This window comes from Macrococcus sp. CoH-51_TC_04 (assembly GCF_058188655.1).
In genome coordinates this window covers 1-15,388 of record NZ_JBVGOY010000012.1, presented here as the reverse complement: position 1 = coordinate 15,388, position 15,388 = coordinate 1, and the positions used below count along the sequence as shown (strand labels likewise).

At 34.5% G+C, this 15,388-nt stretch carries 14 protein-coding genes and 2 tRNA genes; 15 read left to right on the top strand and 1 reads right to left on the bottom strand.

Annotated elements, in window-relative coordinates; all coding sequences use genetic code 11:
* Positions 1-19: 19 nt before the first annotated feature.
* The 4 genes from ACZ2V4_RS10095 (at position 20) to ACZ2V4_RS10080 (ending at position 5,459) form a co-directional block, all read left to right on the top strand.
* Positions 20-1,981 (top strand): DHH family phosphoesterase, encoded by a 1,962-nt coding sequence (locus tag ACZ2V4_RS10095; protein ID WP_283722031.1) that lies wholly within the window; start codon positions 20-22, stop codon positions 1,979-1,981.
* Position 1,982: 1 nt separating this feature from the next.
* Complete coding sequence (gene rplI, locus ACZ2V4_RS10090; RefSeq protein ID WP_219493444.1) at positions 1,983-2,429, top strand: 50S ribosomal protein L9; 447 nt, start codon at positions 1,983-1,985, stop codon at positions 2,427-2,429.
* Between the two features lie 17 nt (positions 2,430-2,446).
* Positions 2,447-3,847 (top strand): replicative DNA helicase, encoded by a 1,401-nt coding sequence (gene dnaB / locus ACZ2V4_RS10085; protein WP_490514819.1) that lies wholly within the window; start codon positions 2,447-2,449, stop codon positions 3,845-3,847.
* Positions 3,848-4,169: 322 nt separating this feature from the next.
* Positions 4,170-5,459, top strand: a complete 1,290-nt coding sequence (locus ACZ2V4_RS10080) for an adenylosuccinate synthase (protein ID WP_283722033.1) — start codon at positions 4,170-4,172, stop codon at positions 5,457-5,459.
* Positions 5,460-5,535: 76 nt separating this feature from the next.
* Here the strand turns inward: ACZ2V4_RS10080 and ACZ2V4_RS10075 are convergent, their stop codons facing one another.
* The gene (locus ACZ2V4_RS10075) at positions 5,536-6,423 is read right to left on the bottom strand and encodes a YitT family protein (protein WP_283722034.1); all 888 of its coding nucleotides are present in this window, start codon (positions 6,421-6,423) and stop codon (positions 5,536-5,538) included.
* Positions 6,424-6,544: 121 nt separating this feature from the next.
* Here ACZ2V4_RS10075 and ACZ2V4_RS10070 point away from each other — a divergent pair.
* The 11 genes from ACZ2V4_RS10070 to ACZ2V4_RS10020 all read left to right on the top strand — a co-directional run bounded on the left by ACZ2V4_RS10070 (position 6,545) and on the right by ACZ2V4_RS10020 (position 15,239).
* A tRNA-Glu gene (locus tag ACZ2V4_RS10070) sits at positions 6,545-6,619 on the top strand.
* Between the two features lie 24 nt (positions 6,620-6,643).
* A tRNA-Asp gene (locus ACZ2V4_RS10065) sits at positions 6,644-6,716 on the top strand.
* 126 nt (positions 6,717-6,842) lie between these two features.
* Complete coding sequence (yycF, locus tag ACZ2V4_RS10060; RefSeq protein WP_283722035.1) at positions 6,843-7,544, top strand: response regulator YycF; 702 nt, start codon at positions 6,843-6,845, stop codon at positions 7,542-7,544.
* A 4-nt stretch (positions 7,545-7,548) separates the two neighbouring features.
* Positions 7,549-9,387, top strand: a complete 1,839-nt coding sequence (gene walK / locus ACZ2V4_RS10055) for a cell wall metabolism sensor histidine kinase WalK (protein WP_420494033.1) — start codon at positions 7,549-7,551, stop codon at positions 9,385-9,387.
* Complete coding sequence (locus ACZ2V4_RS10050) at positions 9,365-10,693, top strand: YycH family regulatory protein (RefSeq protein ID WP_490514818.1); 1,329 nt, start codon at positions 9,365-9,367, stop codon at positions 10,691-10,693. Before walK ends, ACZ2V4_RS10050 begins: the two co-directional genes overlap by 23 nt.
* Positions 10,693-11,484 carry a two-component system regulatory protein YycI gene (locus ACZ2V4_RS10045; RefSeq protein WP_283722038.1) on the top strand — a complete coding sequence of 264 codons (792 nt, stop codon included), beginning with the start codon at positions 10,693-10,695 and terminating at the stop codon, positions 11,482-11,484. The genes ACZ2V4_RS10050 and ACZ2V4_RS10045 overlap by 1 nt, the downstream gene beginning before the upstream one ends.
* 17 nt (positions 11,485-11,501) lie before the next feature.
* Positions 11,502-12,293, top strand: a complete 792-nt coding sequence (locus ACZ2V4_RS10040) for an MBL fold metallo-hydrolase (protein WP_219493451.1) — start codon at positions 11,502-11,504, stop codon at positions 12,291-12,293.
* 259 nt (positions 12,294-12,552) lie between these two features.
* The gene (gene rlmH / locus ACZ2V4_RS10035; RefSeq protein WP_219493452.1) at positions 12,553-13,032 is read left to right on the top strand and encodes a 23S rRNA (pseudouridine(1915)-N(3))-methyltransferase RlmH; all 480 of its coding nucleotides are present in this window, start codon (positions 12,553-12,555) and stop codon (positions 13,030-13,032) included.
* A 166-nt stretch (positions 13,033-13,198) separates the two neighbouring features.
* On the top strand, positions 13,199-13,825 hold the full coding sequence (locus ACZ2V4_RS10030) for a DUF4004 family protein (RefSeq protein WP_283722039.1): 627 nt from the start codon (positions 13,199-13,201) through the stop codon (positions 13,823-13,825).
* A complete protein-coding gene (locus tag ACZ2V4_RS10025; RefSeq protein WP_283722040.1) occupies positions 13,800-14,525 on the top strand; it encodes a hypothetical protein in 726 nt (241 codons plus the stop codon). The genes ACZ2V4_RS10030 and ACZ2V4_RS10025 overlap by 26 nt, the downstream gene beginning before the upstream one ends.
* A 129-nt stretch (positions 14,526-14,654) precedes the next feature.
* Positions 14,655-15,239: an NUDIX hydrolase gene (locus ACZ2V4_RS10020; RefSeq protein ID WP_420494044.1), complete on the top strand. Its 585-nt coding sequence runs from the start codon at positions 14,655-14,657 to the stop codon at positions 15,237-15,239.
* Positions 15,240-15,388: the final 149 nt, after the last annotated feature.

Here is a 15,388-nt window from a genome sequence, read left to right as displayed (position 1 = left end):
TTAACGAAGAGGTGTCAACATGAACAGAAAGTATAACAGGCAGACATTGATCATACCCTTTATTGTGATGACGCTTGCTGCTATCATCGTGACAGGGATTTTGTATACTGAAGATGCGATGTTAGCTGGAGTGACCAGTGTGATTCTATTTATTATTATCTGCATTTCCTACTCTTACTTTAAACATAGTTTGAGACAAAATGAACGTTATATTGAGAATTTGTCCACTGTAATTGGTAATGGAAAGAACTATGCGATAAGTGAGTTACCAATAGGGATTCTGCTGCTAGATGAAAATGAGCATATTGAATGGTATAACCATTTTATGAATGAAAAAATTAGTGAGCCTATTATTTCAGAATCTATTCATGATATTTTTCCGAACTTGCTGAACCAACTTAAGGTAAGCGCGGTTAATGAGGCGAATGCTCAATACAAAGACTACAAATTTAAAGTGATGTTTTCTGAAGAGAATAATGTACTATATTTCTTCGATATTACTGATAAGATTGAAACACATCAATTATTTGAAGATGCAAAGCCTGTAATTGGTATTATGTTTTTAGATAATTTTGACGAAGTCACTCAAAACATGACCGACGCCCAACGTACCGAGATTAATAGCTTAATGTCTATGGAAATCAATAAGTGGGCAGAACTTAATAATGTTTATATCAAAAGATATCAATCGGATCAGTTTATGATGTTCTTTAATCAAAAAATATTGCACTCAATCGAAGAAACAAAATTTAATTTACTTGATAATATTAGAGATAAAAGCCGTGAAATTAAGACACATGTCACTTTGAGTGTAGGGATTGGTGAAGGTGCTGATAACTTAATTGAATTAGGTACACTTGCGCAATCAAGTTTAGATTTAGCCCTTGGACGTGGTGGAGATCAAGTAGCGATTAAACATATAAATGGGAATGTGAGATTTTATGGCGGCAAGACAGATCCTATGGAAAAACGTACACGTGTCAGAGCTCGTGTAGTATCACATGCATTGAAGGATATTCTTGTTGAAGGAGATAATGTGATGATTATGGGGCATAAACGCCCTGATATGGACGCTATTGGTGCTGCAATCGGTGTGGCACGATTTGCGAAGATGAATAATCTAAAGGCAAATATAATACTCAATGATCATGATATCGATGATACGTTATCGCGTGTAATGACAGAGATTGCTGAAAAGCCAGAGCTAAACGAAATCTTTATTAGTTCAGAAGATGCTTGGAATCTAATGACGAAACGCACAACTTTAGTCATCGTGGATACACATAAACCAGAGATGGTTATAGATGAAAATATATTAAACAAAGCTTCCAGAAAGGTTGTTATTGACCATCATAGACGAGGAGAAGAATTTGTATCAAACCCATTACTTGTTTATATGGAACAATATGCTAGTTCGACAGCTGAACTGGTGACAGAGTTACTAGAATATCAACCGACCGATTATAAATTAACGCGACTGGAAGCGACTGTAATGCTTGCAGGTATTATTGTCGATACACGCAACTTCACATTACGCACAGGTTCCAGAACATTTGATGCAGCAAGTTTCTTAAGAAATCATGGTGCAGATACGATATTATGTCAGCATTTCCTAAAGGATGATATGGAGACTTACATTAAGCGCTCAGAAATTATTCAGACAGTGGTTCTTGAAGATAACGGTATTGCGATTGCGCATGGTCCTAGTGATGAAGTGATTCATCCTGTTATTGTTGCACAAGCAGCAGATCAGCTACTTAACATTGAAGGTGTTGAAGCTTCATTCGTAGTAGCCAAACGTAAAGATAATGTTGTCGGAATATCAGCGCGTTCATTAGGTGAAATCAACGTACAGCTTGTAATGGAAAAGATGGGCGGTGGTGGCCATTTATCTAATGCAGCAACCCAAATTGAAGACATGACTGTTGAAGAAGTTATCAGTCAGCTTAGAAATATTATTCATGATGAAGGAGAGGAATAAAATGAAAGTTATATTTACACAAGACGTTAGAGGAAAAGGTAAAAAAGGTGAAATTAAAGAAGTACCTGTAGGATATGCGAATAATTTCTTATTAAAGAATAAATTAGCTGTTGAAGCAACACCAGGTAATTTAAAACAGCTAGAAGCGCAGAAGAAAAGAGTAGAGGCAGATAAGCAGCAAGAACTTGAAGATGCACAAGCATTAAAAGAAAAATTAGAAGCATTAGAAGTTAAAGTGACTGCAAAGTCAGGTGAAGGTGGTCGTTTATTTGGTTCAGTCAGCTCTAAACAAGTTGCTGATGCATTAAATAAACAACATGGTATTAAAATTGATAAACGTAAAATGGATTTACATGATGGTATCAGAAGTTTAGGCTATACAAATGTGCCTGTTAAACTTCATAACAAGGTAAGCGGCACATTAAAAGTGCATGTAACTGAAGCATAATAGATAAGGAGGATAATATGGCAGATTATCTTGAAGGTAAGAAACTCCCGTTTAATTTAGTTGCGGAACAGTCAGTTTTAGGCGCTATCTTTATCGATAATGAAGTATTATCTTCCGTTCTAGAAATACTTGTTCCTGGGCATTTTTACAGACAGTCGCATCAACATATATTTGAAGCGATGATGACATTGTCTGAGAAAAATGAAATAGTAGATATTGTAACTGTAGTAGATCAGATGACATCAGACGGGACATTAGAAGCGGCTGGTGGAGAGATGTATCTTGTAGACTTAGCTGCAATTGTACCGAGTGCCCGTAATGTAGATTTTTACGCGGATATCGTCTATAAAGATGCTGTAAAGCGACGATTAATTCATACGGCAGACACTATTATGGCGGATGGTTATAATGAGACACTAGATCTCGAAACGTTACTTTCTGATGCCGAAAAGCGCATTATGGAAGTGTCTACTTCTAGAGGAACAGAAGGTTTTCAGGAAATCAAAGATGTATTGACGCAAGTCTTTAATAATGCTGAAGAACTTGATAAGAACCAAGGGCAGACCCCAGGTATCCCTACTGGATATAGAGATCTTGATCAAATGACGGCTGGGTTCAACAGAAATGATCTAATCATTATTGCAGCACGTCCTTCGGTAGGTAAGACCGCTTTCGCCTTAAATATTGCAACACAAGTAGCAACGCATGATCGAGGCGATGAGACGCCTTATAGTGTGGGGATATTTAGTCTTGAGATGGGTGCTGATCAGTTAGCAACACGTATGATTTGTAGTACAGGGAACGTAGATTCTAATAGATTACGTACAGGAACAATGGATGGAGAAGACTGGAATCGTTTCACAGTAGCAGTGGGTAAGCTATCTAAGACAAATATATATATAGATGATACACCAGGTATCCGTATTACAGATATCCGTTCTAAGTGTAGAAGACTAAAACAAGAACATGGATTAGATATGATACTGATTGATTATCTTCAACTTATTCAAGGTTCAGGAAGTCGTTCCAGTGACAACAGACAACAAGAAGTATCAGAAATCTCGCGTATGCTGAAAGCTTTAGCTAGAGAACTAGAATGTCCTGTAATTGCGTTATCACAGTTATCTCGTGGCGTGGAACAAAGACAGGATAAACGTCCAATGATGAGTGATATTCGTGAATCAGGTTCGATTGAGCAAGATGCAGATATCGTTGCATTCTTATATCGAGATGATTATTACAATCGTGGTAATGGTGAAGAAGAAGAAGTAGATGCAGGGGCTCAAGAGGAAAACGGGGAAATAGAAATTATTATTGCGAAGCAACGTAATGGTCCGACAGGAACAGTTAAACTTCATTTCTTAAAGCAATATAACAAATTTACAGATATTGATTATGCACATTCAGATGTATATTAATGAGTAAAGTGTATAAAATGAATAAAAACCGTACATTAATTTTTATTATTAATTAATTGTACGGTTTTTATATTATATATGACTAGGAAACTACAAGATAGTTTGTGAAAAAATAAAATAATAAATGATCAATTATTAAATTGTTATTTAATAAAATGCTGAAATATCAATGTTTTTTTAAAAGTCAGATGTTCATAATCTCCATTTCTATGTCTTTTAGTGAAATAAGTGAATATTTATTAATGTTCGTTTTTTAGTTGATTTTTCCCGATTTCATTGTTAAAATGTTTAAGGTTAGTGAACAAAATTTGGAGGTGCACTCATGTCATCAATCGTAGTTGTTGGGACTCAATGGGGAGACGAAGGTAAAGGTAAAATCACGGACTTTTTAGCAGAAGAAGCAAACGTTATTGCACGTTTTTCAGGTGGTAATAACGCAGGACATACAATTAAATTTGGTGGAGAAACATACAAATTGCATTTAGTACCATCAGGTATTTTCTATTCAGATAAACTATCTGTTATTGGAAATGGTGTAGTAGTAGATCCTGTTGCATTATTAAAAGAATTAGATGCACTGAATGAACGTGGTGTAAAAACTGATAACTTACGTATTTCAAACCGTGCACAAGTTATTTTACCGTATCATTTAAAACAAGATGAATTAGAAGAAGAAAAACGCGGTGATAATAAGATTGGTACAACGAAAAAAGGAATCGGACCATCTTATGTAGATAAAGTACAACGTATCGGTATTCGTATGGCAGATTTACTTGATAAAGAAACGTTCGAAACAAAGTTAAAAGAAAACTTAGCAATGAAAAACGAAATGTTTGAAAAATTATTCAATGCTGAAGGATTTAAATTTGAAGAAATCTTTGATGAGTATTATGCAGCTGGCCAACGCCTAAAAGAATATACAGTAGATACTGCAAAAGTATTAGACGATGCATTTATGGCAGAGGAAAAAGTGTTATTTGAAGGCGCTCAAGGAGTGATGCTTGATATCGATCACGGGACATACCCATTCGTTACTTCAAGTAACCCGATTGCAGGGAACGTAACAGTTGGTACAGGTGTAGGTCCAACGTTTATAGATAAAGTTGTTGGTGTATGTAAAGCTTACACGTCACGAGTAGGAGACGGACCATTCCCGACTGAATTATTTGATGAAGACGGGCATCATATTCGTGAAGTTGGTCGTGAATACGGAACGACTACTGGACGTCCACGTCGTGTAGGTTGGTTTGACTCTGTTGTATTACGCCATTCTCGCCGTGCAAGTGGTATTACGGACTTATCAATTAACTCAATTGATGTATTAACAGGTTTAGAAACTGTTAAGATTTGTACAGCATATGAATTGGATGGTAAGGAAATTACAGAATACCCAGCGAATCTAAACGAATTAAATCGTTGTAAGCCGATTTTCGAAGAATTACCAGGATGGACTGAAGATGTGACTTCATGTAAATCATTGGACGAGCTACCTGATAACGCACGTCGTTACTTAGAACGTATCTCTGAGTTATGTAACGTTAAGATTTCTATCTTCTCAGTTGGACCAGATAGAAATCAAACGAACTTACTTGAAAACTTATGGGAAAAATAAGAGGCTATCATCTGAGCGATTAGCTTTAAATTAAAAGCCATAAAACATTTAATGTTTTATGGCTTTTAAAATTGTTTTAATGTATATCTTTCTTTTTAAATCTGCCGCCTTTAACTTCAGAGACGTTCCCAATGGCAACAAAGGCGCTGTCATCATAATGATTGACGATATCTTTAAGTTTAAATTCTTCTAATCGCGTAATGACACAGAAGATGACTTTCTTGTCATCACCAGTGTATGCTCCTTCCCCTTTCAAATAAGTAACACCACGACCGAGACGATCATTAATAGCATCTCCAATTTCTTCGTATTGATCGCTGATGATCCATACAGATTTCGATTCGTCGAGACCTTGCTGTACAATATCGATGGTTTTAGATGCGATAAAGTAAGCAATAACAGAATACATGGCAGATTCCCAAGTAAATACAAAGCCTGCAGCGGTGTAGATAAAGAAGTTAATGACCATGACAATTTCACCTACTGAAAAGGGAGTCTTATTGTTGATAAGTATCGCAAGAATCTCTGTACCATCAAGAGAACCTCCGTAACGGATAACAAGTCCAACACCGAGTCCAAGAATGACACCACCAAAGATAGTGACCAAAAACTTTTCATCTGCAAATGCGGGTACTGGATGTAATAGTGCTGTACCGATGGATAGTATACCGATACCATAGAGCGTAGAGAGTGCGAATGTTTTACCAATCTGTTTATAACCAAGGTAGAAAAAAGGGATGTTTAATAAGAAAATAAAGAGTCCAATAGGCAATTTTAAGAAATGGCTTATCATGATCGATATACCAACAATACCACCATCTAATAGATTATTAGGTACGAGAAATAATTCAAGTGCAATGGCCATTAGAATCGCGCCAATTGTAATGATCATAAACCGTTTTAATTTTTCTTTTAACGGAAGTTTTTTATGGGTTTTAAAAGGTTTTGCGGAAGTTATATCCATGTTGTGCACTCCAATCTAATATATATAAATAATTATACAGAAAAAATCAAAATTTATTTAAAAATATGCTTGATATTTATAAATTTATCATGCTATAATCAATCTTGTGTTAAAAAAATTCGGCCCCTTGGTCAAGCGGTTAAGACACCGCCCTTTCACGGCGGTAACACGGGTTCGAATCCCGTAGGGGTCACCATTTTTCAATTACATATTTATACATGGTCCCGTGGTGTAGCGGTTAACATGCCTGCCTGTCACGCAGGAGATCGCGGGTTCGATTCCCGTCGGGACCGCTCAAAAGAAGATACGTTTACGTATCTTCTTTTTTTGTACTTGTCAGCAGTATAGAAAAAGATGTTGAACAGTGGTAAATTATAAGATAGATACTTATAAAAATTTTTATGAGATGAGGGAAATGTATGTCGAGAAAAATCGTAGTTGTAGATGATGAAAAACCGATTGCAGATATATTAGAATTTAACTTAAAAAAAGAGGGTTATGAAGTTCATGTCGCTTATGATGGCGATGATGCAGTGGAACTAATCTATGATATTCAACCAGATATCGTATTGCTAGATATTATGCTTCCAGGTCGTGATGGTATGGAAGTCTGTCGTGAAGTGCGTAAGAAATACGATATGCCGATTATTATGCTGACAGCTAAAGATTCTGAGATTGATAAAGTGTTAGGCCTGGAACTTGGTGCTGATGATTATGTGACAAAGCCATTCTCTACACGTGAACTGATTGCGCGGGTTAAAGCCAATTTACGTCGTCATTACTCACAAACACAATCTGAAGAGAAGGAAGAGTCCACAAATATCATCATTAAAGATATTGTAGTCTATCCTGAAGCTTATTCAATAAAGAAACGTGGTATAGATATCGAACTGACACACCGAGAATTTGAACTTTTTCATTATTTAGCAAAGCATATCGGGCAGGTCATGACACGTGAACATTTACTGCAGACAGTATGGGGATATGATTATTTTGGTGATGTAAGAACTGTAGATGTTACAATTAGACGTCTAAGAGAAAAGATTGAAGATGATGCAAGTCATCCAGAATATATTGTGACACGCCGTGGTGTAGGATATTTCTTGCAGACGCAGGAGTAATAGAATGAAAGCGATTTTTAAAAAACTTCAGTCGTTACATATAAAGCTCGTTGTTATTTACGTCTTATTAATTATTATTGGGATGCAAATTATCGGACTTTATTTTACAAATAATCTCGAAAAAGAGCTTACAAAGAATTTTAAAACAAATATTAATCAGCAAATAAAGTCTATCAACTATGATATTAGGACTGTATATAACGAAAATAAATCTTCGCCAAATAAAATACAAAAAGAAGTCCAGAAAGTTGTAGATGAATATGCATTAAGAACAGAGATAGATACCATTCGTTTTATTAATGATTCCGAAGTTATCCTTGCGACAAGTAACGATACAACTAAAGAAAATATTAACCAGAAGATCAATGATAAACAGATACAAAATTCTTTATCACTTGGGAAAACGAATGATCGTATTAAGCTGCGTGATGATCCTAGCGGTAAGGTGAGGGTCTGGGTAAAGAATTTTCCAATTAAAGATGACAATAAAATCCTTGGTGTTATTCATATTGAAGAATCTATTGAGCCGGTGTATGCGCAGTTGATGAAAATCAATAGCATCTTTATTATCGGTACAGGTCTGTCATTGTTAATTACAATTATTCTTGGGTTCTTTATCGCAAGAACTATTACTAAACCTATTGCAGATATGCGTAATCAAGCGCTAGAGATGTCTAAAGGGAACTACACAAACCGTGTTAAAGTATACGGTAACGATGAAATTGGCGAGCTCGCATTAACTTTTAATAACTTATCTAAGCGTGTGCAAGAAGCGCAGGCGAATACAGAGAGTGAAAAGCGTAGACTTGATTCAGTAATCACGCACATGTCAGATGGGGTTATTGCGACAGATAGACGTGGTCGTGTACGTATTGTTAATGAAATGGCACTAAAGATGCTTGATATGAATAAAGATGATGTAGAAGGACGTCATGTTCTAGACATCCTTGCAATCGAAGCGCATTATTCATTGGATGAACTGCAGGATATTGCAGGTGGTATTATCATCGATATTAATGAAAAAGAAAGGCTTATTGTAAGAGCATCGTTTAGTACCATTATTCAAGATACAGGGTTTATTACGGGTTATATCGCAGTGCTGCATGATGTTACCGAACAACATCACGTTGAGAATGAACGACGTGAGTTCGTTGCGAATGTTTCACATGAATTACGTACACCACTAACAAGTATGCGTAGTTATATTGAAGCATTGGAAGAGGGCGCCTGGAAAGATGAGAATTTAGCACCGCAATTCTTAAGTGTGACGAGAGAAGAAACGGATCGTATGATTCGATTAGTTAATGATCTGCTCCAATTATCTAAGATGGATAATACAGATGATAATTTAAATAAAGAGTTGATTGATTTTAATATGTTTATTCACAAAATTATCAATCGCTTTGAGATGTCAGAAGGAAAGAATGCGACATTCATACGTGATATCCCTAAAAATGGTATATTTGTTGAAATAGATCCAGATAAGATGACGCAAGTATTTGATAATGTAATTACGAATGCGTTGAAGTACTCTAAAGGAAGAAAGAAAGTTGAATTCCACGTGAAACAAAATACGTTATTCAATCGTATGACAATACAAATTAAAGATAATGGTATCGGTATTCCTTTGAATAAAGTAGATAAAATCTTTGATCGTTTCTTCCGTGTAGATAAAGCACGAACACGTAAAATGGGCGGCACTGGATTAGGTCTCGCAATTAGTAAGGAAATTATCGAAGCCCATAATGGGAGAATCTGGGCTAATAGTAAGGAAGGGTACGGCACTTCGGTGTATATAACGTTACCTTGTGAAGTGCTAGATGACGGTGAATGGGATGTATAAAAGTATATTTAAAGGGCTAACACTTTTCATCCTTGTTTTGATGAGCGTTATATTGACATATAAAATATGGAACTTCAAACCTAATCTTGTGAATGTAGAAAATTCCATTACTAAAAGTTCAACGGCGGTAAGTCCTAAAAATTTAGATAATATTCACAGTGCTTTTTTGCCATATCAAGCGGTAAGTTATGCGAATAATAATATTTATGGGACGACAAACAAAGATATATTGCTGGAATATATTGATAGTCTATCTAATAAGAAAATAACTGCCATAAGTACAAAGCAACTCAATATTAATTATATGCCTAAAGGAATGAAAGAACGATTTCTAATATTAGATTTTGCAAGCGACTTTCCATTGTCTATGTATTTATCGGATATTTTAGATAGTACTTTTAAAGGTGATGTCGATGAAACATTTAATCGCCTCATTGTGGACAGTTATTCAAAAGATAATTTAGTCCTATATGTCATTACTGATCATCAGACAATGGTGGCAATTGAAATGGATGCTTCGAGCAATAATTTTAATGAATTCGTTAAACATAGTGAAAAATCGATGGAATCCTATACAGGAATAATAACAAATGAACAATCGACAGACGAAAAGACAAGTATCTATGTGCCGGAACATCCTTCAGAGACTAAGAGATATAGTTACCTTGCAGATATAATTAGTGTAGATGATATTAATAAAGCAGTGCTTGGTGATAAAAATAGTATTATCGAACGTAAAGATAAAAATGACTCAAAAACATACAACTCTAATACAGGTATTGTGAAAGTAAAAAATAAATCAACGTATAAATTCAATAATTTATCAGAAGTCAATCATGCTAAACCTCGACCGCTTGAACACTTAATCAGCAGTTTCAATTTTATTAGTGAACATGGCGGATTTACTGATGATTATCGTTATTTTGATATAAAATCATCTGATAATGCAATCAGCTATCAAATGTTCTTTAAAGGATATCCAGTATTTCATGAAAATCATCTTAGTGAAATTGATATTGTATGGGGAGATAAAGATGTTTATGAATATAAACGTGGTTTATATTCAACAAGCGTAGCAGTCCCTTCAACAAAAGATATTGCTAAACTTCCTTCTGCTGAAGAGGTCCGTTATAAACTCGCATCAAATCAGGAATATCATTTTGATCAAGTCAGTAATATGATGGTCGGCTTTAACATGGTCTATTCAGATCAGGATACAATTCAATCTACATTATCTTTCGAGCCGGAGTGGTATGTGAAATACAATAATGAGTGGAGATTGTATCAAGATGGGAGGCTCGTATAATGGATTGGAAGCACGCAACGTCATTGTTTATATTTGTATTTCTCATCATTAATATAACATTAGGCTATATATATTATGAGAAAGTACAACGTGCGAATATTGTAGAGGATACGAGCAGTGAAAAATTAGATTTTAAAAAAGAAGGTATTAAATTAACGAAGCTTCCTTCTGCAGAGAATGTAAAGATGAATATCGTATCAGGTAAAAGTGCTGGGTTCACACAAAGCTCTTCTGATTTAGAAAAAAAAAGTGAAGAACTGAGCACAGTGACAAAAGTAGAAATTAAACCGGCAATTAAATTAACATCAATTCAAGAAGATGATATCATAAAAGGTATTAAAAATTATTTACTTACTGAGATTGATAAAGGAAAAGAATATACTTTAAGCGGTATTGATCGTGCTAATAAAAAGTTATATTTCGACCAGATGTATGGAGAATATCCAATATTAAATAATGATAAAGCACAGATAAAGTTTTCATATAACGAAAAGAATGAAGTAACATCATTTGAACAAACATATTTGAAAGATATCCAAGAAGGATTAGGAAAAAATAATGAAAAGAAAAAAGTAATCCCAGCGATAGAAGCATTAGAGGTACTTTATTATCAAACAAAATTAGAACGCGGCGATGAAGTTATGAGCGTACGTTTAGGATATTATTCCATTGTGCGTGAAGTAAGAGGACAAGTATTAAAGCCGACCTGGCAAGTCGCAGTTCGTAAGGTGGATTCGTCTATTGAAACGTACTATGTAGACGCGGTGAATCCAGAACAACCAATATTGTAATTTAAGTGAGTGATAGAATGATTAATATGTCAGTATTAGCAAGTGGAAGTACAGGAAATGCAGTTTACGTAGAAAGTGAAAAGGGATCACTTTTAGTAGATGCAGGACTAACAGGTAAGAAAATAGAAGGATTATTCGATCAGATTGATCGTAAAGTAGAAAACTTAAACGGGATACTTGTAACACACGAACACATCGACCATATTAAAGGACTCGGCGTATTGGCACGTAAATATCAATTACCAATATACGCGAATGAGAAGACATGGGAAAGAATTGAACATGCAGATAAGAAAATACCGAGTGATCAGAAGTTTATCTTTAATCCATATGAAACAAAATCAATCGCAGGCATGGATATTGAGTCGTTCGGTGTGTCACACGATGCGGTAGATCCGCAATTTTATATCTTCAATAATAATTATAAGAAACTTACAGTTATTACGGATACGGGATACGTATCTGACCGTATGAAAGGTATGATTCACGGAAGTGATTGTTATGTGTTTGAAAGCAATCATGATGTAGATATGCTGCGTATGGGCCGTTACCCATGGAAAACGAAACAGCGTATATTAAGTGATATGGGACATGTTTCCAACGAAGATGCTGCGTATGCAATGCGTGATGTGATTACTGGTAGTACAAAGCGTATATATCTTTCACATCTCTCTCAAGATAATAATATGAAAGATATTGCACGTATGAGCGTACAACAAATATTAAATGCACACGATATTGATACTGAGAATGAAGTGGTGATCTGTGATACAGATAAAGCCGTGGCAACACCAATTTATGAGATTTAAGTATTCACATGTGTATAAGTATAGAAAATTCACAAAATATGTGCATAACTATGGATAACTTTGTGCATAAATAATAAGTTATACACAAAAAAGAAAAGATGTTCGGTAAAACGGGCATCTTTTTTATTTTTATGCATTGTAATTTTACAAAAATTATATGAATAACCTTTAAAATGTGATTATAATAGGATTGTGAAATGTGAATATGTGATTAACTTGTGGATAAGTAGGATAACTTTTATAAAAGGAATGAATAAACATGAAAATAACAATAATAACTGTGGGTAAGTTGAAAGAGAAGTACTGGAAGATGGCTGTAGATGAATATGTAAAAAGACTTGGTGCATATACTAAATTGGAACTCGTTGAGGTAGCTGACGAGAAAGACTCGGATAATATGAGTGAGAAAGATATCGAGATTGCGAAGAAGAAAGAAGCGGAAAGAATATTGAGCAAGGTGAAGGAGGACAGCTTTGTATATACGTTAGAAATTCTTGGCAAGCAGCTCGACTCTGTGCAGTTATCAAAAGAGATGGAGCAAAAGATGAACACCGGTAAAAGTCACTTAACCTTTATCATTGGAGGATCAAACGGTCTGCATCAAAGTGTTATGAATCGCTCTAACTACGCCCTATCATTTAGTAAGATGACATTTCCGCATCAGATGATGAAAGTGATACTGCTGGAGCAAGTGTATCGAGGGTTTAGAATAATTAGGAATGAATCGTATCACAAGTAATGAGGTTTATTTAGAACTGTGCCTAATCACTGAGGTAAAGACATGTCGATTTGACATGTCTTTTTTTATAATTAGTCAGTATTATTCAAAAGAAAATATTATTAATGTTATTTAAATTAGTTAACAGTGTAACAATGTTATGTTACACTGTTTTTGAGGTGATGGTATGGAGGATTTAATATCTAAAAAAGAGTTGCTGAAAGTATGTGATATTAGCTACGGGCAGTTGTATCGTTGGAAACGAAAGAAGCTGATTCCTGAAGATTGGTTTGTAAGAAAGTCTACTTATACAGGCCAAGAAGCATTTTTTCCTAGAAATAAGATGATTGAGCGCATAGAAATGATAAAAACTTTAAAAGATGATCATGCTTTAGATGATTTGTATCAAATTTTTAAAGAAGATTGTGAGGTAATTGAACAAAGAGACTATGATAGTAGTTTGTTTGAAGAACATTATTGGGAAATTGCAGACTCCATTTTTACGAAGCGTAATAGTGTTTCACATAATGAAGGTATGACATTGATGTTTATAGAGCTTGCTTTAAATTCAGGGTATTTTTCAAAAGAAGAAGTACTAGAAAGTGCAGTAATATATCACCAAAACGAGATGAAAGATGTAAATTATTATTTTGTGCGAGCTATGGGTGTGTTCATGCTTATTTGCGCAAAAGAGATAGTAAAAATAAGTGATAACGCAAAGATTATTTATGAATTAGATGATACAAAAATTCAATTAGCTATACAACAAAAATTGAAAAGAGGTAGTCATGATGACAACGAATCTAAATATTAATGCGATGACAACTATAGCTGCGGGAGAATATGATGAAATTAAAGTTACGGGTATAGGTTCAGTAACTGGAGATATTAAAGCTGACTTGATTAAAGTAAGTGGAAAAATGGATGCTGAGGGTGATATTTCAGTTAGAGATTTCAAAGTATCAGGAATGACTAGCATCAAAGGTTCCTTAAAAGCTGATACTATGAAAACAAGTGGCAAGACAAATATTGAGGGAAGTATAGAAGGTAATGACGTCCATGTATCTGGTATGTTAGATGTTGAAGGAAATATTACGGGTGAAAGATTAAAAGTATCTGGTTACTTAACAGTTGAAGGTGATATCGAAGTTGATCATTTTGAATGTAGTGGAAAAATTGAAAGTGATGGTTTGATAAATGCCGAAACGATTAATATTACGCTTGGGAATAATTGTTCAGCACAAGAAATTGGTGGAAAAGAAATTACTATACTAGATGGAAAGGCGACTGAGAATAAAGGTTTATTTGCATCATTGTTTATAGAAAATAAAAGTGGAAAGTTGACTTGTGATTTAATCGAGGGTGATGAAATTCGTCTAGAAAACGTGCTATGTGATGTAGTAAGAGGAAAGAATATTATCATTGGTAAAGGTTGTATTATAGAAAAAGTTGAATATACAAATACAATAGAGGTTATTGAAAATGCGATTATCAATGAGCAGATAAAAATATAAATGAAGAAAGTCACTTCTCGAAATTTGAGAAATGATTATTATTATAATCTAATAGATTAAAGTACATTAATTTATTTAGTAATAAAATAATTGATGAATTATATCAGTTCGGGGTAAGGGTGGATATTAATGAGTGAGTTATTAAATGTTTATTATAAAAATAGAAAATTAAAAGGTGTTGATAGTAGACAGAAAGTACATCAACAAGGCGAGTGGCATGAAACGTTTCAATGTATATTTATACAAGGTGACAATATATTTCTTCAAAAAAGAAGTTCTAATGTGAAAGATTATAAAGGTATGATTGATGTAACAGTTGGAGGACACCTATTGAATGATGAAACAGTTGATAATGGTACGCGTGAAATCGAAGAGGAGATGGGTATTCAAGTAGGTTTTGAAAGTTTAAGTTTTTTATGTACACTTCCTGAGGAGATGACTTCAGATAATATAATCGATAGAGAATTTATTAATATATATACTCTAGAGGTGTCAGAAGAGGATGTAAATAGTATTCACCACGACACAGAAGTAGACTATTTATTAAAGATAAACTTGGAAGACTTCTATAATTTCTGTATAAATAACACTGAGAATTGTAAAGGATACACAGTTATTAGCGATGAAGAGATCACTTTCACTAAAAGTGATTTCTTACCTTACAGCAATGCATACTTTATGTGTATTGGTGCGTTGTTATACAATAAAAAGTAAGTGAGAATGATATCCTTAAAGTTATCATAAAGTGATGTGATTTTTCTTAACAATAAAACACCTCTCTATAATTGGCACTGCACCCTTACTAAGGGAGCTCAATAAAAACACTATTTTCTAGGCTGCTAATTTCCTATATTCTATAGGGG